The following is a 20179-nucleotide window of genomic DNA, read 5'->3' on the forward strand; positions in this document are numbered from 1 at the left end:
GGCTGCACGGTAGAGGACGTGAGTGAGAAACACACGGTCGGCGTGGTCGCCAGACTGGTCGGAGTGAGTGTGCGCACCCTGCACCACTACGACGAGATCGGCCTGGTGACCCCGTCCGACCGCACCCCCGGTGGGTACCGCAGCTATTCGGACGCCGACGTGGAACGTCTGCACCGCGTACTGACGTACCGCGAACTGGGATTCCCCCTCGAGGAGATCGCAGCCCTCCTCGACGACCCGGACGTCGATGCCCTCGCGCATCTACGGCGACAGCACGCGTTGCTGAGCGAACGGATCGATCGCTTACACGAGATGGCTGCAGCCGTGGAGAAGATGATGGAGGCGAAAAGCATGGGCATTCAACTCACCCCCGAAGAGCAGAACGACATCTTCGGCGACAACTGGCCGGGCGAGGAGTACGCGGCCGAGGCCGAGGAGCGGTGGGGCGACACCGACGCGTGGAAGCAGTCCCAGCAGCGCACCGCGAAGATGAGCAAGGACGACTGGAAACGCATCAAGTCCGAGGGCGACGCAGTCGAAGCCGCACTCGCACAGGCGATGACCGACGGCGTCGAACCCGGATCCGATCGGGCCAACGCACTCGCCGAGCAGCACCGCGCCGGCATCGAGCGGTTCTACGACTGCGATCACGCGATGCAGGTGAACCTCGCCGAGATGTACCTCGCCGACGACCGCTTCCGCAGGCACTACGACGACGTCGCCCCGGGCCTGGCGCAGTACGTGCGGGACGTCATCGTCGCGAATGCGGAAAAGCAGTAGCACTATCCTGAAACGCATGTCCGATTCGCAGCGTCCCAGTCCCAGTCAGTACGTCGGGTATCTGTTCGGTCGGACGCTGCCGGATTCGATGCAGGACTGGGTCCGCAACGACCTCGTCGGGCCGGGCGCCTCGGTGCGGTACGTCCTCCGTTTCATGCTTCCCGTCGCGGCGGTGCTGGCGTTGTTCCTCCTCATCCCCGGTCCGATCTGGATTCCGCTGGCGATGATGGCCCTGCTGCTGCTCCCGCTGCTCTACTTTGCGGTCGCGCTGATGAACATCTACCGTCGCCACCGTCTGCTCAGCCACGGCCTCGATCCGGACCTCGTCGGCGAGAAAGCGCAGCGCCGCGCCGACCGCACACGCGAGGACTACGAACGCCGCCACGGCCGCACCGAGGACCGGTAGCAGCAGCGTGACGCATCACACCCCCTCGTCGAGAGTGATGCAGCGCACGTGAACGATCGATAAGTAATGCGTTAAAGTGGCGGCGTCCGAGTGGGTACTCCCACGAACCGCGTACCCCACAGGGTGCAGCGCAGGTTCCGACAGCCTCGACGGGAAGAGCAGTCATAGATGACAGTCACAGATTCGGCGGTCACGCCCGATATTCACACGACGGCGGGAAAGCTCGCCGACCTGCGTAATCGTCAGGCCGAGGCGCAGCACCCGAGCGGTGAAGCCGCGGTCGACAAGGTCCACGCCAAGGGCAAGCTCACCGCCCGCGAACGCATCACCGCCCTGCTCGACGAGGGCTCCTTCGTCGAACTCGACGCCCTCGCCCGCCACCGCTCGGTGAACTTCGGCCTCGCCGACAACCGCCCCGTCGGCGACGGCGTCGTCACCGGCTACGGCACCGTCGACGGCCGCGACGTCTGCGTGTTCTCCCAGGACGCCACCGTCTTCGGCGGCTCCCTCGGCGAAATCTACGGCGAAAAAATCGTCAAGGTCATGGACCTCGCCCTCAAAACCGGGCGCCCCCTGATCGGCATCAACGAAGGCGCCGGCGCCCGCATCCAGGAAGGCGTCGTCTCCCTCGGCCTCTACGGCGAAATCTTCCACCGCAACGTCCAGGCCTCCGGCGTCATCCCCCAGATCTCCCTGATCATGGGCCCCGCCGCCGGCGGCCACGTCTACTCCCCCGCCCTGACCGACTTCGTCGTCATGGTCGACCAGACCTCCCAGATGTTCGTCACCGGCCCCGACGTCATCAAGACCGTCACCGGCGAAGACGTCACCATGGAAGACCTCGGTGGCGCGCACACCCACATGGTCAAGTCCGGCGTCGCCCACTACGTCGCCTCCGGCGAACAGGACGCCCTCGACTACGTCAAGGACCTCCTCTCCTACCTGCCGTCGAACAATCAGGCCGCCGCCCCCCGGATGCTGCCCACCGACCCGATCACCGGAGCCATCGAGGACTCCCTCACCGCCGAGGACCTCGAACTCGACACCCTGATCCCGGACTCGGCGAACCAGCCCTACGACATGCACGAGGTCATCCGCCGCATCCTCGACGACGACGAATTCCTCGAGGTCCAGGCCGAACGCGCCGGCAACATCGTCGTCGGCTTCGGCCGCGTCGACGGCCGCTCCGTCGGCATCGTCGCGAACCAGCCCACCGTCTTCGCCGGCTGCCTCGACATCGACGCCTCCGAAAAAGCCGCCCGCTTCGTGCGCACCTGCGACGCGTTCAACGTCCCGATCATCACCCTCGTCGACGTCCCCGGCTTCCTGCCCGGCACCGACCAGGAATACAACGGCATCATCCGCCGCGGCGCCAAACTCCTGTACGCCTACGGCGAGGCCACCGTCGGCAAGATCACCGTCATCACCCGCAAGGCCTACGGCGGCGCCTACGACGTGATGGGCTCCAAGCACATGGGCGCCGACGTCAACCTGGCCTGGCCCACCGCCCAGATCGCCGTGATGGGCGCCTCCGGCGCCGTCGGGTTCGTCTACCGCAAACGCCTGCTCGAGGCCGCCACGAACGGTGACGACGTCGACGCGCTGCGCCTGCAACTGCAACAGGAGTACGAGGACACCCTCGTCAACCCGTACGTCGCCGCCGAACGCGGCTACGTCGACGCCGTCATCCCCCCGTCCCACACCCGCGGGCAGATCGTGGCCGCCCTGCGCCTACTCGAACGCAAAATGGTCACCCTCCCGCCCAAGAAGCATGGGAACATCCCGCTATGACCGCGGAACTGGCGGTCGACGAGGTGCTCGACGAGATCGCGCTCGGCTCCGGCATCGCCGAAGAGCCGCCGGCGGCGCCGGCCGTGACGTTCTCGGGCAACCCGAGCGACACGGACATCGCCGCGGTGCTCGCAGTGTTCGCTGCGATCGCCTCGTCCGGTTCCGCAGCGGAAACGCCCTCGTCCGATGACGATTCGTGGGGCACCCCCGCCCTCATTCTGCGTCGGCAAGTAGCCGCCGCTGCCGTCCTGGTCAACGCAGGCTACTGAAACTGTAGAAAAGGGAAGACATTTCGATGAGTAGTGCACGTATTTCCAAGGTGCTCGTCGCGAACCGCGGTGAGATCGCAGTGCGGGTGATCCGGGCCGCCGCCGATGCCGGCCTGGCCAGCGTCGCCGTCTACGCCGAACCCGACGCCGACGCCCCGTTCGTGCGCCTGGCCGACGAAGCCTTCGCCCTCGGCGGACAGACCTCCGCCGAGTCCTACCTGGTGTTCGACAAAATTTTGGACGCCGCCACAAAGTCCGGTGCCGACGCCATCCACCCCGGCTACGGCTTCCTCTCCGAAAACGCCGACTTCGCCCAGGCCGTGATCGATGCCGGCCTGATCTGGATCGGCCCCTCCCCGCAATCGATCCGCGACCTCGGCGACAAGGTCACCGCCCGCCACATCGCCGAAAAGGCGAAGGCCCCGATGGCCGCCGGCACCAAGGACCCGGTCAAAAACGCCGACGAGGTCGTCGCCTTCGCGAAGGAATACGGCGTCCCCGTCGCCATCAAGGCCGCCTTCGGCGGCGGCGGCCGCGGCATGAAGGTCGCGCACACCATCGAGGAAATCCCCGAACTGTTCGACTCCGCCACCCGCGAGGCCGTCGCCGCGTTCGGCCGCGGCGAATGCTTCGTCGAACAGTATCTGGACAAGGCCCGGCACGTCGAAGCGCAGGTCATCGCCGACCAGCACGGCAACGTCATCGTCGCCGGCACCCGCGACTGCTCCCTGCAGCGCCGCTTCCAGAAACTCGTCGAGGAGGCCCCCGCCCCGTTCCTCACCGACGACCAACGCAACCGCATCCACAGCTCCGCCAAGGCCATCTGCAAGGAGGCCGGCTACTACGGCGCCGGCACCGTCGAATACCTCGTCCAGGGCGACACCGTCTCCTTCCTCGAGGTCAACACCCGCCTGCAGGTCGAGCACCCCGTCACCGAGGAAACCGCCGGCATCGACCTGGTGCTGCAACAGTTCAAGATCGCCAACGGCGACCCCCTCGACATCCTCGAGGACCCCACCCCCCGCGGCCACTCCTTCGAGTTCCGCATCAACGGTGAGGACGCCGGCCGCGGCTTCCTGCCCGCCCCCGGACCGGTCACCAAGTTCGTGCCCCCCACCGGCCCCGGCGTCCGGATGGACTCCGGCGTCGAAACCGGATCGGTGATCGGCGGCCAGTTCGACTCCATGCTCGCCAAACTGATCGTCACCGGCGCCACCCGCGACGAGGCGTTGGCCCGGGCCCGCCGCGCCCTCGCCGAATTCCAGGTCGAAGGCCTCGCCACCGTCATCCCGTTCCACCGGGCCATCGTCTCCGACCCCGCCTTCATCGGCGACGGCACCTCATTCGACGTCTACACCAAGTGGATCGAAACCGAATGGGACAACCAGATCGAACCCTTCACCGGCGGAGCCCCGCTCGACGACGAGGACACCCTGCCCCGGCAGAACGTCGTCGTCGAGGTCGGCGGCCGCCGCGTCGAGGTGTCGCTGCCCGGCCAGTTCACCCTCGGCACCGGCGGCGCCCCGGCCGGGGCGGCCCGTAAGAAGCCCAAGGCCCGCACCCGCGGCGGCGCCCACGGCGGCGCCGCCTCCGGTGACGCCGTCACCGCCCCCATGCAGGGCACCGTCGTCAAGGTCGCCGTCGAAGAAGGCCAGCAAGTCGAAGAGGGCGACCTCATCGCCGTCCTCGAGGCCATGAAGATGGAAAACCCCGTCAACGCCCACAAGGCCGGCACCGTCACCGGCCTCGCCGTCGAACCCGGCTCCGCCATCACCCAGGGCACCGTCCTCGCCGAGCTCAAGTAGCTTGTGAGTACTTGTTAACCGCCCGCGGTTAACAAGTACTCACGGGTGGCGGCCGTGCATGGCGGTCGTCACCCGGGCCGCGGCGTCGCGGACCAGTTCACCGATTTCCGCCGTGCGCACCCCCGACATCGGCCGGGACGCATCGGCGACGCACAGCACGACCGCAGGTTCACCGTCGCGGTCGAACGCCGCCGCGTTGATCGACAGCGGCTGGTAGCTGCCCTCCGGGTCGATGTCACCGACCACCGCATCCGCCGACAGCAGTTTGCGCGCCTCCCGCAGCGCGACGGTCGACCGGTGCCCTCCCACTCCGCGACCGCGGAGTTCCGATACCGCATCCGCTAGCGAATGCTGTTGCTGCTGCATGCATTCCATCGCGTATCCGCGCTCCCGAACGAGCGCGAGAGCCGGCTCGTACGTCGCGCGCAGCACGTCCACGTCGACACCCAGGCTCTGCCCGCCGAGGGCATACCACTCGTCGCGCTGCTCCTGCGGATACCAGGCCGCGATCCCCGAACCGATCGGCGGCACCAGCAGCACCTTGTCGCCGAGGCGCAACCCGAGGGTTCCCCGGCGCCCGCCGACCGGTTGCACCACCTCCGCCACCACCACGTCGCTTCCCGATTGCACGAACGCGATGGACGCCATGTCGGACGCGTCGGCCAGTTCGTGCATCACCGACCGCGCGAGATCGACGACGTCCGTGGCTGCCTCCGCGGCCCGCCCGACCGGGATCAGCGCGGGACCGAGTCGGTAGGTCTTGCGGGTGGGGTGCCGAATCAGCCAGCCGGCCTCCGTCAAGGCGACGACCATCGGATAGCAGGTGGCCTTCGCGACGCCGAGGTGCCGGGCGATGTCGGCGAGGCTCCGGGGCGTCTCCGGCTCGTCGGCGAGGAGTTCCGTCAGCATCACGATGCGGTCGGTCTGGGGTGAATTTCGTGCCATGTGTTTGCATAATGCCACTCTGGTGTCGCACTGTGACAGGGGATACAGTCGAGCCATCTGAACGATCGCTAAATTGCCTGGCCATCTGTCACAGCCGCTGCAGGAAGTGAAACTCATGAGACGCTTCGACCTACGTCGCCGGACCGACCGCCTCGACCCCGAGACGCAGTACGAAGAGATCGCCCGGATTCTCGCAACGCAGGAATTTCCCTGGGACATCAACCAAGCCCTCAGCTTCGCGCTGTTCCGGACATACGCGGTGCCCACCATCGGCAGGCTGCTGTTCGAGACCGGCGAATTCACCGAACGCGTGCAGAAACGCTACGACGACACCGGCCTGATCCTCGACGCGGTCCTCGAAAACGGCCTCACCAGCGACCCCGGCCGCGCCGGCATCCGACGGATGAACCAGATGCACGGCTCCTACGACATCTCCAACGACGACATGCGGTACGTGCTGTCGACGTTCGTGGTGATCCCGGAGCGCTGGATCGAGGACTTCGGCTGGCGGAAGCTCACCCGCAACGAGATCGTCGGTACCACCAACTACTACCGTGCGCTCGGCAAGTACATGGGCATCAAGGAGATTCCCGAGACCTTCGAGGCGTTCGAGAAGTTCCTGGACGACTACGAGCGGGAACACTTCCTCTTCGACTCGGGCGGCCGCGCCGTCGCCGACTCCACGCTCGACCTCCTCTGCACGTTCCCCCCGAACAATCTCGCACCCGCCGCCCTGATCAAACGGTTCTCCTGGGCCCTGATGGACGATCCGCTTCTCGACGCGTTCGCCTACCGTCGGCCGTCTCGCCTCGCGCGGACGCTGTCCCGGGGTGCGCTGAAGGCCCGCGCCCGGCTCGTCCGGTTCTATCCCGTGCGCACCGTGCCCAAGTTCGCTCGCGACCTGCCCAATATTCGCAGCTACCCGAACGGGTACGAAGTGGAGAAACTGGGCACCTTCCCCCGAACCTGCCCCGTGCAGCACACCAACGGTACGGTCGCGCCGGAAAACACCGCATCCCGAACCGCTTTGGACGCCTGATCGACGTAAAGCCGTGTGTTCGAACTATTCTCGGACACACGGCGAATGGGGATGGGTAACTCCCGGTTCTGCCGTAACGTGGCTGCGCGTAGCGACCGTCGACAGGAAGGGATTTTGTGAACTTCTCGCGAGGGACCCTGACCATTGCCGCACTGGCAGGAGCGGCCTCACTCGCTCTGGCGCCCACGGCAACCGCCGCCACCACCTACCAGATCACCGTCATTCCGCCGATCGGCACCGTCCGCGCCAACAATCTGGTGACGCTCGGCGCGCTGGTCACCCCCACCCCGACGGGGACGGACGGATCCACCCCGGTCGAGCTGGAACTCACCGACCCCTCCGGCGACGTGACCGCGCGGTCGATCCCCCTCACCCTGGGCGCCGGGACGGCCGCGATCCGGACCCACGAGGCCGGCCGCTACACCGCCGTCTTCACGTTCGCCCCACCGAACGGCGAGCCGACCGAGGCGACGGCGCAGTTCGACGTCGTCGCGTCATCGGGTCTGGGGAGCTGACGACCGCACCCTGCCGGGGCGCATCGCCGGTCAGACGTCGGCGGTGCGCCTCTTCTTCGGCTTGACGGGAAGCTCGGTGGAGCCGACCGTCTTCATGGCGATCTCGACATACTTGCGGGCCACGGCGTCCGGGGTCAGCTTGCCCTCGGCGTGATACCAGCGCGGAATCGACTGGCACATACCGAGAAGCGCCCGCGTCGTCTCCGCGGCATCCGCAACGTCGAACAGCTCCCGCTTCTTGCCTTCCTTGACGATCTCGAGGACCAGTTCCTCCACACCCTTGCGGACGGTGCGGTACCGCTGCCGGTTCTCCGGGCTGAGGTACCGGACCTCGCTCTCGAGTGCCGCCAGCCGGGACCTCATGGTCATCCGCAGCACGATCGCCTCGATGACATTGGCGAGCCGTTGCACCGGATCGTCGCCGCCGTCGGCGCTCGCGGCGTGGGCCCGCTCGAGGACGTCGCTGGTGGACAGCTCGAGAAGCGCGAGGAGAACAGCTTCCTTGTTCTCGTGGTGGTAGTAGAGAGCGGGTACCGTGACACCGACTCGGCGGGCGATGTCGCGCACCGAGGTGCCGTGGAAGCCGTGTTCGTAGAACGCGTCGAGGGAGGCGCTGAGGATCGGCGTCAACTTCGTGGGTTCGAGGCGGCGCCAGTCTGCCGCGTTGCCGACCTCGATGGGCGGCGTCGCACCCTTGGATGAGCTGACCATCAAAGACCTATCTACCGCTCGCTATGCCAGGACGGGTCAAGTGTAGCTGTAAAGGTAGTCGGCGAAGGTCTGCGGCGGGCGCCCGGTGAGCGCCTCGACGTCGCCCGTCACCACCGCCAACTCGCCGGCCGCGATCGCTGCGTACGAGGTCACCCACCCTGCGACCTCGAATTCCGGCGCCCCGTAGTGGGCCCGGGACGCGTACGCCTCGTCCAGGGTCTCGTTCTCGAAACGCACCGAACGTCCGGTCACCCTCGTGATCGTCTCCGCGGCCTCGGTGAGGGTGAACGCGTCCGGTCCCGTCAGTCGGTAGGTGACGCCGTCGTGGTCGCCGTTACCGGTGGTGAGGACGGCCGTCACGGCGTCGGCGACGTCGTCGGGCGCCACCGCGCTCACCCGGCCGTTCCCCGCGGGTCCCCGGATGACTCCCTGATCGTCGGCCATCAGCGGGATCATCGACTGATACCAGCCGTCCTGCAGGAACGTGAACTTCAGGCCGCTCTCCCGGATGTGCTGCTCTGTGAAGTAGTGGTCGCGGCCGAACGTGAACGTGCACTCGGGCGCCGCACCCAGAAACGACAGGTAGACGATCCGCTCCACCCCGGCGGCACGGGCCGCGTCCACGGTGGTGCGGTGCTCTTCGCGCCGGGTCGCGCTCTCGTGACCCGAGACGAGGAACAGCAACCGGACGCCGTCCAGCGCGGCCGTCATCGCCGGACCGTCGGCGTAGGTGGCCAGGGCGAACCCGGAGTCGAAATGCTCGGCCAGTGGCCCCAGCCGCTGCGCGTTCCGCCCGATCAGCCGCACACCGGCGCCGCCGCCGAGCCGCTCGAGCACCTTGCCGCCGATGGACCCGGTGGCTCCTGTCACTGCGATGGTCATGGCCCGAATTCTCCCAGCGCCGGCCCTCTATCCTGGCGCGTATGACTGAACCCGTGGCAACCGCTGACCTGGCAGACGAGATCGGACCCGACATCCGGAGCTGCGACACGCAGTTCATCCAGTTCGGCGGCCGTGAAGTGTTCTCCGGCCCCATCACCACCATCAAGTGCTTCCAGGACAACCTGCTGGTCAAGCAGACCCTCGGCGAGCCCGGCAACGGCGGCGTCCTCGTGGTCGACGGCGACGCCAGCATCCACACCGCCCTGGTCGGCGACATCATCGCCGGCCGCGGCGTCGACAACGGCTGGGCCGGCGTGATCGTCAACGGCGCGGTCCGCGACTCGGCGATCCTGAAGACCCTGGACATCGGCGTCAAGGCACTCGGCACCAACCCCCGCAAGAGCACCCAGACCGGCTCCGGTGAGAAGAACGTCCCGATCGAGATCGGCGGCGTGACGTTCAACCCCGGCGAGACCGTGTACAGCGATCAGGACGGCGTCGTCGTCCGCTGATCCCGCCGGGAACCTGAGCGGCGGGATCGGTCCCCATCGGGACCGACCCGCCGCGAGGCGTGCCGGACCGGCCCCGCCGCGCTCGAATGTGCCTGTCTCGCGTCGGGTTCCGTCGCCGACGCACTGTTCCTGCAGCGGTTCGCGACCGCGAGCCGTCAGGACTGAGAACTCACCCGAGCCGTCATCCCACCGATCTCCACGACGTCCCCGTCCCGCAACTGCCGACCCCGCCGCACCTCGACCTCACCGTTCACCGACACGAGTCCGTCGGCGATCACTTCCTTCGCCTCGGCCCCCGACTCGATGAGGTTGGCGAGCTTCAGGAATTGGCCGAGACGGATGGATTCGTCGCGGATCGGCACGGCGTCGTGAATGTCGGACATGCCTCTATCTTCCCTCTTCACCCAAATCGCGGCCCAACGGCTCACACTGAACACTGGAACATCTGTCTCCCGTGATCGGTACGTATCTCTTGCCGGGAAGGAAACGCTCGATGTCAGCTAGCACCGAGACACACCACGCGTCCGAGGCCGACCTCACCGCACCACGGCCCCGACCCGCACTCGGCTCGAAGAACGGGCGCCTGCACCAGGTTCCCCACATCGCGGGACTGATCCTGGGCGTCTTCTCGGTGCTCGTATTCCTGTGGAGCATCTCGCCGGTACTGCGCTACTACGTGCACGTGCCGCGGGAGTACGTCGACACCTACTACTTCGACGCTCCCGACACCAGCCTGTCGTGGGCGCTGGTGGTCGCGCTGCTCGCGGCGGCGCTGGCGAGCCGCAAGCGCATCGCCTGGTGGCTGCTGACGATCTATCTGACTCTGATCCTGATCACCAACGTGATCGTGAGCATCACCGACCGGAACGTGAACGCGATGGTCGCCGCCGTGGTCCAGGTGGTGCTGATCGGAATCCTGATCGCGGCCCGGCCCGAGTTCTACACCCGGGTCCGGCGCGGTGCAGGCTGGAAAGCGCTGGGCGTGCTCATCGTCGGACTCGCCATCGGCACCCTCGTCGGGTGGGGACTCGTCGAATTGTTCCCCGGCACGCTGCCGCAGGGCGAGCGTTTCCTGTGGGCGCTCAACCGCGTGACCGCGCTCGCCGCCGCCGACAACGAACAGTTCAGCGGTCGACCACACGGATTCGTCAACACGCTCCTCGGCCTGTTCGGCGCGATCGCCCTCCTCGCCGCCGTCATCACCCTGTTCCGCGCCCAGCGCTCCCACAACGCGCTCACCGGCAACGACGAATCGGCGTTGCGCGGACTGCTGTTGCAGTGCGGCGCCGACGACTCCCTCGGCTACTTCGCCACCCGCCGCGACAAGGCCGTCGTGTTCGCCCCCAGCGGGAAAGCGGCCATCACGTACCGTGTCGAACTGGGCGTGTGCCTGGCCAGTGGCGATCCGATCGGCGATCCGGAGGCGTGGCCGCACGCGATCGAGGCGTGGCAGGCGCTCGCGTCCCAATACGGTTGGGCCACCGCCGTGATGGGCGCCAGCGAGACCGGGGCCACCGCCTACAACAAGGCCGGTCTCACCGTCCTCCAACTCGGCGACGAAGCGATCCTCCGCACCCGCGAGTTCAACCTCAGCGGACGCGACATGCGGCAGGTCCGCCAGGCCGTCACCCGGGTCCGCCGCCAGGGCGTCACCGTCCGGATCCGCAGGCACCGCGACGTTCCCCCCGAGGAGATGGCCGAGGCCATCCGGCTCGCGGACGCCTGGCGCGACACCGATACCGAGCGCGGCTTCTCGATGGCTCTCGGCCGGCTCGGTGACCGCCTCGACGGCGACTGCCTGCTCGTGGAGGCCATCGCCGAGGACGGCGAAATCGACGGCATCCTGTCGCTGGTTCCGTGGGGGCCCACGGGCGTCTCCCTCGACCTGATGCGCCGCAAGCCGACCTCCCCGAACGGCGTGGTCGAGCTGATGGTGTCCGAACTGGCCACCACCTCCGACCAATTCGGCATCACCAGGGTGTCGCTGAACTTCGCGGTGTTCCGCTCGGTCTTCGAGGAGGGTTCCCGCATCGGTGCCGGACCCATCCTGCGGATCTGGCGCTCGATCCTCGTGTTCTTCTCCCGCTGGTGGCAGCTCGAGGCGCTCTACCGGTCCAACGTGAAGTACCAGCCGGAGTGGGTGCCGCGGTTCCTCTGCTTCGAGGACAACCGGCAATTGCTGCGCGTCGGCTTCGCCTCGGCCGTCGCGGAAGGATTCGTGACGTTGCCCCGGTTCGGCCGTTCCGGAACCCACGACGCCATCGCGCACACCGGCCACCACGCCGCGGTCCCCGCCGCACTCGTCGCCGCCGAGGGACTTCACTCCGACGGCAGCGCACCCGGCGAGGGGCTCGCGCCGACGGCGACCGGACCGAAGCGTCCCGAACAGGTCCGCGTCCGGCTCGACAAGTTGGCCGGCCTCGCGGAACAGGGCATCGACCCGTACCCGGTCGCATATCCGCCCTCCCACACGGTGACCGAGGCCGTGGAGTCGCCGGAGGGGACCACCGTCCGCATCGCCGGCCGCCTGCTCCGGATCCGCGACTACGGCGGCGTCGTGTTCGCGGTGGTCCGGGACTGGTCCGGCGACATCCAGATCCTCGTCGACGAGGCACGGGTGGGTACCGATCGAATCCGGGCGTTCGCCGCCGAATTCGACCTCGGTGACCTCATCGAGGTCGCCGGCGTCATCGGATACAGCCGTCGTGGTGCGCTGTCGCTGCTCGCGAACGAGTGGCGCATGACCGGCAAGTGCCTGCACCCCCTGCCCGACAAGTGGAAGGGCCTGTCCGACCCGGAAACCCGGGTGCGGCAGCGGTACGTGGACCTCGCCATCAACTCCGACGCCCGCCGCCTGCTCGAGGCCCGCAGCGCCGTCGTGAAGTCGCTGCGCGATTCGCTCGGCGGCCGCGGCTTCCTCGAGGTGGAGACCCCGATCCTGCAGCAGGTGCACGGCGGCGCCAACGCGGCCCCGTTCCTCACCCACATCAACGCCTACAACCTGGATCTGTACCTGCGGATCGCGCCGGAGTTGTACCTCAAGCGGCTGTGCGTCGCAGGCATGGAGAAGGTGTTCGAGATCGGCCGCGTCTTCCGCAACGAGGGCGTCGATTTCAAGCACAACCCGGAATTCACGATCCTCGAGGCGTACGAGGCGCACAGCGACTACGAGAAGATGATGGTCCTGTGCCGAGAGCTCATCCAGACGGCGGCGGTCGCGGCGTACGGACGCGAGATCATCATGCGGCCGGGCCCCGACGGCGCGCTGGTGGAGGTCGACATCTCCGGCGAATGGCCCGTCAAGACGATGCACCAGGCCGTCGCCGAGAAACTCGGCGTCGACGTCTCCCCCGAGACGCCGCTCGCGGAACTGCAGCGACTGTGCGACGAACACGAGATCCCGTACCAGTCGGCGTGGGACGCCGGCGCCGTGGCGCAGGAAATGTACGAGCACCTGGTGGAGGACTACACCGAGTTTCCCACGTTCTACACCAACTTCCCGACGTCGATGTCACCGCTGACGCGGCCGCATCCCACGATCCCGGGGGTCGCCGCGAAGTGGGACCTCGTCGCGTGGGGCATCGAACTCGGCACCGCGTACAGCGAACTCACCGACCCGGTGGATCAGCGGAACCGGCTCACCGAGCAGTCGATGCTCGCGGCCGGCGGCGACGAGGAGGCGATGGAACTCGACGAGGACTTCCTGCAGGCCCTCGAGCACGCCATGCCCCCGACCGGTGGGCTCGGCATGGGCGTCGACCGGGTGGTCATGCTCATCACCGGCGGCAGCATCCGCGAAACCCTCGCCTTCCCCCTGGCCAAGCCGAGGCAATGACCGCCCGTGGCCGGGTGGCCGTCGCGGCTCTGCTGATCCTCGGCGCCGTGGGCTACGCGTCGTGGCTGCTCGAATTCGTCCTCGACACCGGCATCGATCCGCTGCGGGGGTTCGCGAGCGAACTCGCCGCCGCGGACCAGCCCTACGGATTCTGGTTCCGCACCGGCGACCTGCTGACCGGATGTATCGTCGCCGTGGCCGGGGTCCTCGGACTGTCGCGGTACTCGCAGGGCTGGGTGACGGCGGTCGGGTGGATCGCACTGATCGTGTTCGCATTCGCGACCGTCGCGGATTCGCGCCTGCCGATGAGTTGCGCGGCCACCAACGACCCCGTCTGCGCCGCGCGTGAGGCCGGCGGACACCTGCCCCTCACCCATGATCTACACGCCATGACCAGCGCGTCCGCGTCGACGGGAGCCGTGGTGTCGTGCCTGGCGTTCCTGTTGGCCGCGTTCCGCTACCGCTGGCCGACGTGGTTGAAAATTACCGGCGTGGCCGTGGCGACGGTGTTCGTCGGGGGCACGGTGTGGACCCTGACGGCCGCCGGGTTGCGCGGCCAACAGGACGCCTGGCTCGGACTCGGCCAGCGCGTCCAACTGCTCGCGTTTTGCGGTTGGCTGATCTTCGTGGCGCTCAGCGTGATTCACGTCACCCCGGAAAGGGATGGTTCCACGTGAAACGTCCTGGGGAAATGGTGGCGGGAGTGCATGTGGTCGTCGACGGCGACGGCCCACCCGTCGTCCTCTACGGCGGCCTCGGCGGGAACTGGTTCGACTGGGACGAGGTAGTGAGACTGCTGTCCGGGATCTGCCTCGTCGTACGGATCGATCGACCCGGATACGGACTCAGTCCCCCCTCCGGCGATCGGCCGTCCGCTCGTGGCGAGGCCGACAGAATCGCCGGCGTCCTCGACGCGCTTCGGGTGACCACCCCGGCCGTGCTCGTCGGCCACTCGCTCGGCGGCATCTACGTCGAGGCGTTCGCGCGGCTGTACCCCGAGCGAACCGGCGGCGTGATCCTGCTCGACGCCACCGTCACCACCCGCCCGCACCGCGTGATCCCGACCCGGTGGCGCGTCACGGCAGGCAGGCGGGTGGCCCGGGCGGCCAGCGCGGTGGGACTGCAGAAACTCCTCGGCCCCACGGTCCGCCGGATCCTGAACCATTCGACACCACCCGACGGGTTCGCCCCGGACACCCGCCAGTGGGTCGAGCGAATCTACCGCGAGCCCGCCTACCTCGAATCCTCGATCGTCGAGAACGCGTCGTACCCGGCGCTGGCCCAGGAACTGGCCGCACTGCGCGAGACCACGACGATCACGGCGCCCGTCGTCGTGGCCGCCGCCCACACCGGCCGCACGACGCCCTGGGGGTCGGCGTGGATCCGCACGCAAAGGCAGTTCGCGCAATTCCTCGGCGCCGCGTTCCGCGTCGTGCGACCCGCGCACCACCACGCGATGATCGATCAGCCCGGCCAGATCGCGGCGTTGGTGCGGGAGCTGGCAAGCTGAGCTGCGTGCAACTGCTATTGATCCGCCACGCGCTGCCCGAGCTCGTCACCACGTCCGGCGGGCGCGCAGACCCCGCACTGACCGAGGAAGGTCACGCGCAGGCCAAGCGGCTGCCCGCCGCTCTGGCCCCGTACCGCATCGCCCGGATCGTGAGCAGCCCGCAACGCCGCGCACTCGAGACGGCGGCGCCGGTCGCCGAGGCGCTCAACCTTCCCGTCACCGAGTACGTCGGGCTCGCGGAATACGACTACGACCTCGACCACTACATCCCGTTCCACGAGGCGGAAGCTCACGCGCCGGAGGCCTACGCCCGCATCCGGGCAGGCGAGTTCCCGAAGTCCGTCGACGCCGACGCGTTCCGCACCAGGGTGTTCGAATCCCTCGGCCGCATCGTCGAGGAGTCCGGTCACGAGGACACCGTCGCGGTGTTCGCCCACGGCGGCGTCATCAACGTGTTCCTGCAGGAGCTTCTCGGCCTCGACCGGCCCCTCGTGTTCCCGATCGAATACGTGTCCGTGACGCGGGTGCTCGTCTCCCGCAGCGGTGAGCGACGGGTGGCGTCGGTCAACGAGACCGGCCACGTCCGGGACATGCTGCGTCGGTAGAACCCGCTCCGATCCGCTAGAGGCCGGGAATCCGGGGCAGCGGAGGAAGCGGCGGGGGCGGCGGGAGGGTCGGCAGCTGAATCTGCGGCAGACCGGGAATGAGGGGTCGCGGGGCGGGGGCCGGTGCGGGCGCAGGTTCCGGCACGCTCGCCTCCTGCTGGGCCGGCTCCGGAATCGACACCGCGGCCGGCGGTGGCGCCGCCGGTGACGGCGCGGGCGACGGTGACGTCTCCTCGGAGCTCGGCTGAGTGGCGACCGGACGTGCGTCACCGTCGGAGCTCTGGCTACCACCGAAGCCGAGACCGAGACCGATCACGGCGACGACGGCCAGCGCACCGCCTGCCAGCGCACCACCGCGGATCACGGGTTTGGCGAACCTCTCGGCGCCGCCGCGGTCCGAAGAGTCCGCGCGGTCCTGTGCCAGCAGCGCAGCGCCTTCCGCGGCCACCAGTTCGGGCTGCACCGGCACGATCACGGGGAGCGCGAGCCACGATTCCATCAGGGACGCGACCAGCGGGATATGCGCGCCGCCCCCGATCAGAACCACCGCGTCGGCACCACGCCCGGACGATTCGATCACCTCGCGGGCCAGACGCGCCGACGCCTCGACGGGACGGACGATGAGCGAATCGAGATTGTCCTGCGAGAGCAGCAGCAGACCGCCGTCGCCGGGTACGCAGACCGCGGTGTTGGTCGACAGTTCCTCCTTGGCCCGCCGGCAGCGTTCGGTGAGCGCCCAATCCGCGGCCTCGTCGACCGGGTGGGCAATGCGTTCCTGCTCGAGCTGGTGGTCGCGGATCAAGCGATCGATCCCGTCGCCGCTGATCTCGTCGGTACGCGCCGACGAGAGCACCGCACCGGTGAATCGGTCGACCACGGTGACGGTGAGGCCGGAACTGCCGAGGTCGTAGAACGCGAGCGTCGAATGGTCGCCGAGCTGTCCCGACGCCTCGAGCATCCAGAGCGCCGCAGTCACTTCCGGGACCAGATGGCAGTCGATCGCGGCCTCCACGGCAGCGGCCTGCGCCTCGTCCCGATACGCGACACCGAAGACCTGCACGTCGTCGTCGGCGGAGCGCTCGGCCATCACCGTTTCGATGGAGTCGGCAACCAGCAATTCCGGTTGGGTGTGGGCCGAATCCACGGGAAATGACCGGAATACGGCCCCCTCGTCGTCCGGGTACGCCACGCGCACCGCGCTGGCACCGACGGATACACCGAGAACTGAAACCATGGAAAGACTATAACGGTTTGGTCACGACAGGCGTGCCGGGGCCTCACTGCGACCGCCGTCGTTATTCGGCTCAGAGCCCGGGGATCCGCGGCAATTCCAGCGGTGCGGGCGGCGGAATCGTCGGCATCTGGAACTGCGGCAGACCCGGGATCAGCGGAGCGGGTTCCGTCGTCGTCGGCGGAGCCGACGTGTCGGTCGGCGCGACACTCTGCGTATCGGGGGCGACCGGCGCCTGCGTCGGACTCTGCGTCCGCGTCTGCGTCCGTGGCTGATACGTGCTGCGCACCTCGGTCTGCGGCGGGATCACCGGCTGCTCGTCGACGACCGACGGAGCCGCCTCCACCGGCGGGGGCACTTCCGCGGTCGTCGTGGACTGCGGCGGTGCGGCCTGTTGCGCGGCGGGCGCCTCCGTCGTCGCCTGTGTGACGGCCGGCTGGGCGTCCTCCTCCGAACCCTGCAGAAGGTCGGTGCCGAAGCCGAGTCCGAGACCGACCGCGGCGACCACGGCAACGCCGGCGAGGACGAGGCCACGACGCTTCCGGGCCGGTGCGATCGCCTCGTCCGAGTACGAGTGCGAGGACGAATGCCACAGGGCCTGCGTCTCGGGTTCCAGCTCCAGCTCAGGTTCGTGCTCCGGCACCGGCTGGGGCAGGGGTGCCACGAACTCGTCGAACGTCGGGAGCGCCAGCAGGGCCGCACCCTCCGCCGCCACCAATTCGGGTTGCGCGGGGACGATCACGGGAAGATCGAGCCAGGACTCCATCACCGACGCGACCAACGGAATGTGCGCGCCGCCGCCGATCAGCACCGCGGCGTCGGGGGCGCGTCCCGATCGGCGGATGACCTCGCGGGTGAGGCGCGCCGAGGTCTCGACGGGGCCCACGATGAGCGAATCGAAGCTGTCCTGCGACAGGAGCAGCAGACCCCCCTCGCCCGGCATGCACACCGCGCCGTTCGTGGACAGCTGCTCTTTCGCGTCGCGGCACCGCGCGGCGAGCGCGAAGGCGGCCGCAGCGTCGGCGGGATGCGCGAAGCGGTGCAGTTCGAGTTGGTTGTCGCAGATCAGCCGGTCGACGAGGTCGCCGCTGATCTGATCCGAGCGCGCACTGCTGAGCACCATGCCGGTGTCGCGGTCGAGGACGGTGACGGTGAGACCCGAACTGCCGAGGTCGTAGAACACGAGCGTCGAGTGGTCGCCGAGTTCCCCGGACATCTCCAGCATCTGCAGCGCGGCCGTGACTTCGGGGACCAGTTGGAAGTTGCCGATCTGCAGCCGGGCCATCGCAGCCTGCATGGCACCGGCCTGCGCGTCGTCCTGGTACGCGACGCCGATGGCCTCCACCACGTCGGTCTCGTCCCGCTCGGCGAGCACCGTCCCGATGGATTCGGCGGCGAGCTCCGCCGGCCGTTCGAGTGTTGCGGTCACCGACCGCGATTGGAAGGTCGGGGTTTCGAGGCTCACGGCGTCGTGGCACGCGAAGCGCACCGCGCTGGCGCCGACGGATACACCGAGAACTGAAGTCATGCCGCCGACTATAACGGTTCGGTTACGGGTCTCGCGCAGGAAGGAGATCGGAGGCCACGTCAGGCGGGTTTTCGACGTACTCCTGTGACGCACATCGTATTCCCGGCGACCCGTCGGCGTCGAAACCTGCGGAAATGCAACGCCCGAAACGCGGTGAACGCAACACGCCGTGACGTGTCTCGTTGGTGGACGAATATCGCGTTTCCGTCCACCCGAGGGGATTCGGCCACAGTCAGTCGGTTCCGGCTGTTCGTGTGCCGTCGACGTGGGTGCCGAACCACTGCAGGGTTCGCGCCCATCCGTCCCGGGCGGCCGCCTCGTTGTACACGGCGGGCCGGTCGTCGCAGTGGAAGCCGTGCTCGGCCTCGGGGTAGCGGACGATCTCCGTGTCCACCGGGGCGTGCGCGACGGCGGTGCGCAACTCCTCGACCTCCTCGGCCGGGATCCCCTTGTCGCGGTCACCGAACAGGCCCAGCCACGGCGTTCGCAGCAGGCCGGCGGCGTCGAGTTGCGTCGGATACCCGAACCGCCCCTTCGCGATGCCACCGCCGTAGAAACTCACCGCCGCCCCGAGCTCGAGCCGTGTCGCCGTGTGGAACGCGACCGTCCCGCCCATGCAGAACCCGACGATCGCGGTGTTCGACGGGTCGATCGAGGCCGCCGACAGAGCCGCGACGGCCCCGTCGACGTCCTCGTCGATGTTCGCCGCGGTGAGCTCACCCATCAGCGGCATCGCCGCCTGAAGGTCGTCGTAGTTCAGCACCGGATCGCCGCTGCGGTGAAACAGGTGCGGCGCGACGGCGTGATACCCGGCCGAGGCGAAACGACGGCAGACGTCGACGATGTGATCGGTGACGCCGAACGCCTCCTGGATGACGACGACGCCGCCGCGGGCCGGACCTTCGGGGGCAATGACGGTGAGTGGTGTGGTCACGAAATACGACTCTAGGAAACCGGTTTCAGCGGGTGGATTCCCGGTGCCCCGGCGAGGTGCTCACCGAACTTCCCGAGCGCGGCCTGGAAGTGCGGCGACTGCATGTGCGCGTCGAGCGCCTCCTGGCCGGTCCACACCTCCACGGTGACGAAGGTTCCCGCGACCGCGGCTGATTCGAAGACCTCGTACGAGATGCAGCCCTCTTCCTTGCGGCTCTCCGCGGCCAGCGCGGACAGTCCGCCGCCGACAATGTCCTCGGAGCCGGGCTTGGCAGGAATGGTCGCTACGACATGCAGATCGGACATCGACTCCCTTTCGTGAACGCCACCTCGTGTGGCCCGTCTCACGTAAGCACAGTTGGGTCGGCTAGGAAACCCGAAGTCGCGTCAAATAATCGGCGACCTTCGGTTCGTCCCAGCCGTGCGCCTCGCGGAGACCGTCCGCGATGGTCGCGAGATAGGCGGGCGCGGGCGCGTTCCTGGCGACGACGTCGCCGCGGGCGCGGGTGGTGAACGTGCACATGGGGACGCCGTTGCGGGATCCGAGTGTGACCAGGCGGTCGTAGCAGGCGGGTTCCTGCGCGTGAATGTCCTCGAACTGTTCCCGCGTCACCAGGAAGGCGCGGGCCGCGACGGTGCCGGGCGCGTCGGGGTCGTAGAACGCGCGGCCGCCGCCCCAGATCCGCGACTCTCCCGCGAAGAACACCGTGCCGGGTATCACCACCGGCATCGACGCCCGTGGAGCACGCGCGTCGCGGGCGCCCGCGTGCACGAGGTTGCCCCCGGCCGGGCGCCCACCACTCAGGTAGCAGGTCAGACGCGTCGCAGCCATGTTCGATCCATAGCTGACGTACCAGATCAGCACACGAACGACCGTACTCG

At 68.3% G+C, this 20179-nt stretch carries 21 protein-coding genes; 12 read left to right on the forward strand and 9 right to left on the reverse strand.

What is annotated here, in order from left to right; all coding sequences use genetic code 11:
* The first annotated feature begins 18 nt into the window (after positions 1–18).
* From BLV94_RS27175 to BLV94_RS27195, 5 genes are all read left to right on the forward strand, one after another.
* The gene (locus BLV94_RS27175) at positions 19–780 is read left to right on the forward strand and encodes a MerR family transcriptional regulator (RefSeq protein WP_072943832.1); all 762 of its coding nucleotides are present in this window, start codon (positions 19–21) and stop codon (positions 778–780) included.
* A 16-nt stretch (positions 781–796) separates the two neighbouring features.
* Positions 797–1186, forward strand: coding sequence for a DUF5313 family protein (locus BLV94_RS27180; RefSeq protein ID WP_072943834.1), 390 nt, complete (start codon positions 797–799; stop codon positions 1184–1186).
* Between the two features lie 168 nt (positions 1187–1354).
* Entirely contained in the window at positions 1355–2977 is a 1623-nt protein-coding gene (locus BLV94_RS27185) for an acyl-CoA carboxylase subunit beta (protein ID WP_074933812.1), read from the forward strand.
* Positions 2974–3246 (forward strand): acyl-CoA carboxylase subunit epsilon, encoded by a 273-nt coding sequence (locus tag BLV94_RS27190; RefSeq protein ID WP_072951836.1) that lies wholly within the window; start codon positions 2974–2976, stop codon positions 3244–3246. Before BLV94_RS27185 ends, BLV94_RS27190 begins: the two co-directional genes overlap by 4 nt.
* 26 nt (positions 3247–3272) lie before the next feature.
* The gene (locus BLV94_RS27195; protein ID WP_074933815.1) at positions 3273–5051 is read left to right on the forward strand and encodes an acetyl/propionyl/methylcrotonyl-CoA carboxylase subunit alpha; all 1779 of its coding nucleotides are present in this window, start codon (positions 3273–3275) and stop codon (positions 5049–5051) included.
* Positions 5052–5090: 39 nt separating this feature from the next.
* Here BLV94_RS27195 and BLV94_RS27200 read toward each other — a convergent pair whose 3' ends face one another.
* Positions 5091–5996, reverse strand: coding sequence for an IclR family transcriptional regulator (locus BLV94_RS27200; protein ID WP_072942838.1), 906 nt, complete (start codon positions 5994–5996; stop codon positions 5091–5093).
* Positions 5997–6111: 115 nt separating this feature from the next.
* Here BLV94_RS27200 and BLV94_RS27205 point away from each other — a divergent pair, with 115 nt between their 5' ends.
* Together BLV94_RS27205 and BLV94_RS27210 are read left to right on the forward strand one after the other, a co-directional pair.
* Entirely contained in the window at positions 6112–7035 is a 924-nt protein-coding gene (locus tag BLV94_RS27205) for an oxygenase MpaB family protein (protein ID WP_072942837.1), read from the forward strand.
* Positions 7036–7151: 116 nt separating this feature from the next.
* On the forward strand, positions 7152–7550 hold the full coding sequence (locus BLV94_RS27210) for a hypothetical protein (protein WP_072942835.1): 399 nt from the start codon (positions 7152–7154) through the stop codon (positions 7548–7550).
* 30 nt (positions 7551–7580) lie between these two features.
* Here BLV94_RS27210 and BLV94_RS27215 read toward each other — a convergent pair whose 3' ends face one another.
* Positions 7581–8261 carry a TetR/AcrR family transcriptional regulator gene (locus tag BLV94_RS27215; RefSeq protein WP_072942833.1) on the reverse strand — a complete coding sequence of 227 codons (681 nt, stop codon included), beginning with the start codon at positions 8259–8261 and terminating at the stop codon, positions 7581–7583.
* 36 nt (positions 8262–8297) lie between these two features.
* Positions 8298–9143, reverse strand: a complete 846-nt coding sequence (locus BLV94_RS27220) for an SDR family oxidoreductase (RefSeq protein WP_072942831.1) — start codon at positions 9141–9143, stop codon at positions 8298–8300.
* A 41-nt stretch (positions 9144–9184) separates the two neighbouring features.
* Here BLV94_RS27220 and rraA point away from each other — a divergent pair, with 41 nt between their 5' ends.
* A complete protein-coding gene (gene rraA, locus BLV94_RS27225) occupies positions 9185–9655 on the forward strand; it encodes a ribonuclease E activity regulator RraA (RefSeq protein ID WP_005563989.1) in 471 nt (156 codons plus the stop codon).
* Between the two features lie 155 nt (positions 9656–9810).
* On the opposite strand, the gene BLV94_RS27230 is transcribed toward rraA, so the two are convergent.
* Positions 9811–10038 carry an RNA-binding S4 domain-containing protein gene (locus BLV94_RS27230; protein WP_005263380.1) on the reverse strand — a complete coding sequence of 76 codons (228 nt, stop codon included), beginning with the start codon at positions 10036–10038 and terminating at the stop codon, positions 9811–9813.
* A gap of 110 nt (positions 10039–10148) precedes the next feature.
* On the opposite strand from BLV94_RS27230, the gene lysX reads away from it, so the two are divergent.
* From lysX to BLV94_RS27250, 4 genes are read left to right on the forward strand one after another with little or no spacing between them, the layout of a single operon-like run.
* On the forward strand, positions 10149–13490 hold the full coding sequence (gene lysX / locus BLV94_RS27235) for a bifunctional lysylphosphatidylglycerol synthetase/lysine--tRNA ligase LysX (protein ID WP_072942829.1): 3342 nt from the start codon (positions 10149–10151) through the stop codon (positions 13488–13490).
* The gene (locus BLV94_RS27240) at positions 13487–14167 is read left to right on the forward strand and encodes a DUF998 domain-containing protein (RefSeq protein WP_072942827.1); all 681 of its coding nucleotides are present in this window, start codon (positions 13487–13489) and stop codon (positions 14165–14167) included. The genes lysX and BLV94_RS27240 overlap by 4 nt, the downstream gene beginning before the upstream one ends.
* Positions 14168–14181: 14 nt before the next feature.
* Positions 14182–15000 carry an alpha/beta fold hydrolase gene (locus BLV94_RS27245; protein WP_072942825.1) on the forward strand — a complete coding sequence of 273 codons (819 nt, stop codon included), beginning with the start codon at positions 14182–14184 and terminating at the stop codon, positions 14998–15000.
* A 5-nt stretch (positions 15001–15005) separates the two neighbouring features.
* Positions 15006–15605 carry a histidine phosphatase family protein gene (locus BLV94_RS27250; RefSeq protein WP_072942823.1) on the forward strand — a complete coding sequence of 200 codons (600 nt, stop codon included), beginning with the start codon at positions 15006–15008 and terminating at the stop codon, positions 15603–15605.
* Positions 15606–15621: 16 nt separating this feature from the next.
* Here BLV94_RS27250 and BLV94_RS27255 read toward each other — a convergent pair whose 3' ends face one another.
* The 5 genes from BLV94_RS27255 to BLV94_RS27275 all read right to left on the reverse strand — a co-directional run bounded on the left by BLV94_RS27255 (position 15622) and on the right by BLV94_RS27275 (position 20162).
* Positions 15622–16839 carry a DUF7159 family protein gene (locus BLV94_RS27255; RefSeq protein ID WP_072942821.1) on the reverse strand — a complete coding sequence of 406 codons (1218 nt, stop codon included), beginning with the start codon at positions 16837–16839 and terminating at the stop codon, positions 15622–15624.
* A 70-nt stretch (positions 16840–16909) separates the two neighbouring features.
* Positions 16910–18364: a DUF7159 family protein gene (locus tag BLV94_RS27260; RefSeq protein WP_174705504.1), complete on the reverse strand. Its 1455-nt coding sequence runs from the start codon at positions 18362–18364 to the stop codon at positions 16910–16912.
* Positions 18365–18596: 232 nt separating this feature from the next.
* Entirely contained in the window at positions 18597–19298 is a 702-nt protein-coding gene (locus BLV94_RS27265; protein WP_072942819.1) for a dienelactone hydrolase family protein, read from the reverse strand.
* Positions 19299–19309: 11 nt separating this feature from the next.
* The gene (locus BLV94_RS27270) at positions 19310–19603 is read right to left on the reverse strand and encodes a putative quinol monooxygenase (protein WP_072942817.1); all 294 of its coding nucleotides are present in this window, start codon (positions 19601–19603) and stop codon (positions 19310–19312) included.
* 61 nt (positions 19604–19664) lie between these two features.
* Complete coding sequence (locus tag BLV94_RS27275; RefSeq protein WP_072942815.1) at positions 19665–20162, reverse strand: hypothetical protein; 498 nt, start codon at positions 20160–20162, stop codon at positions 19665–19667.
* Between the last annotated feature and the right edge of the window lie 17 nt (positions 20163–20179).

The organism is Rhodococcus koreensis, assembly GCF_900105905.1.
GTDB classification, from domain to species: domain Bacteria; phylum Actinomycetota; class Actinomycetes; order Mycobacteriales; family Mycobacteriaceae; genus Rhodococcus_F; species Rhodococcus_F koreensis.

Bases quoted from the DNA above. Each gene is read 5' to 3' on its own strand.
- BLV94_RS27180 (WP_072943834.1), top strand. From the start codon at position 797: ATGTCCGATTCGCAGCGTCCCAGTCCCAGTCAGTACGTCGGGTATCTG.
- BLV94_RS27185 (WP_074933812.1), top strand. From the start codon at position 1,355: ATGACAGTCACAGATTCGGCGGTCACGCCCGATATTCACACGACGGCG.
- BLV94_RS27190 (WP_072951836.1), top strand. From the start codon at position 2,974: ATGACCGCGGAACTGGCGGTCGACGAGGTGCTCGACGAGATCGCGCTC.
- BLV94_RS27195 (WP_074933815.1), top strand. From the start codon at position 3,273: ATGAGTAGTGCACGTATTTCCAAGGTGCTCGTCGCGAACCGCGGTGAG.
- BLV94_RS27200 (WP_072942838.1), bottom strand. From the start codon at position 5,996: ATGGCACGAAATTCACCCCAGACCGACCGCATCGTGATGCTGACGGAA.
- BLV94_RS27205 (WP_072942837.1), top strand. From the start codon at position 6,112: ATGAGACGCTTCGACCTACGTCGCCGGACCGACCGCCTCGACCCCGAG.
- BLV94_RS27215 (WP_072942833.1), bottom strand. From the start codon at position 8,261: ATGGTCAGCTCATCCAAGGGTGCGACGCCGCCCATCGAGGTCGGCAAC.
- BLV94_RS27220 (WP_072942831.1), bottom strand. From the start codon at position 9,143: ATGACCATCGCAGTGACAGGAGCCACCGGGTCCATCGGCGGCAAGGTG.
- rraA (WP_005563989.1), top strand. From the start codon at position 9,185: ATGACTGAACCCGTGGCAACCGCTGACCTGGCAGACGAGATCGGACCC.
- BLV94_RS27230 (WP_005263380.1), bottom strand. From the start codon at position 10,038: ATGTCCGACATTCACGACGCCGTGCCGATCCGCGACGAATCCATCCGT.
- lysX (WP_072942829.1), top strand. From the start codon at position 10,149: ATGTCAGCTAGCACCGAGACACACCACGCGTCCGAGGCCGACCTCACC.
- BLV94_RS27240 (WP_072942827.1), top strand. From the start codon at position 13,487: ATGACCGCCCGTGGCCGGGTGGCCGTCGCGGCTCTGCTGATCCTCGGC.
- BLV94_RS27245 (WP_072942825.1), top strand. From the start codon at position 14,182: ATGGTGGCGGGAGTGCATGTGGTCGTCGACGGCGACGGCCCACCCGTC.
- BLV94_RS27255 (WP_072942821.1), bottom strand. From the start codon at position 16,839: ATGGTTTCAGTTCTCGGTGTATCCGTCGGTGCCAGCGCGGTGCGCGTG.
- BLV94_RS27260 (WP_174705504.1), bottom strand. From the start codon at position 18,364: ATGACTTCAGTTCTCGGTGTATCCGTCGGCGCCAGCGCGGTGCGCTTC.
- BLV94_RS27270 (WP_072942817.1), bottom strand. From the start codon at position 19,603: ATGTCCGATCTGCATGTCGTAGCGACCATTCCTGCCAAGCCCGGCTCC.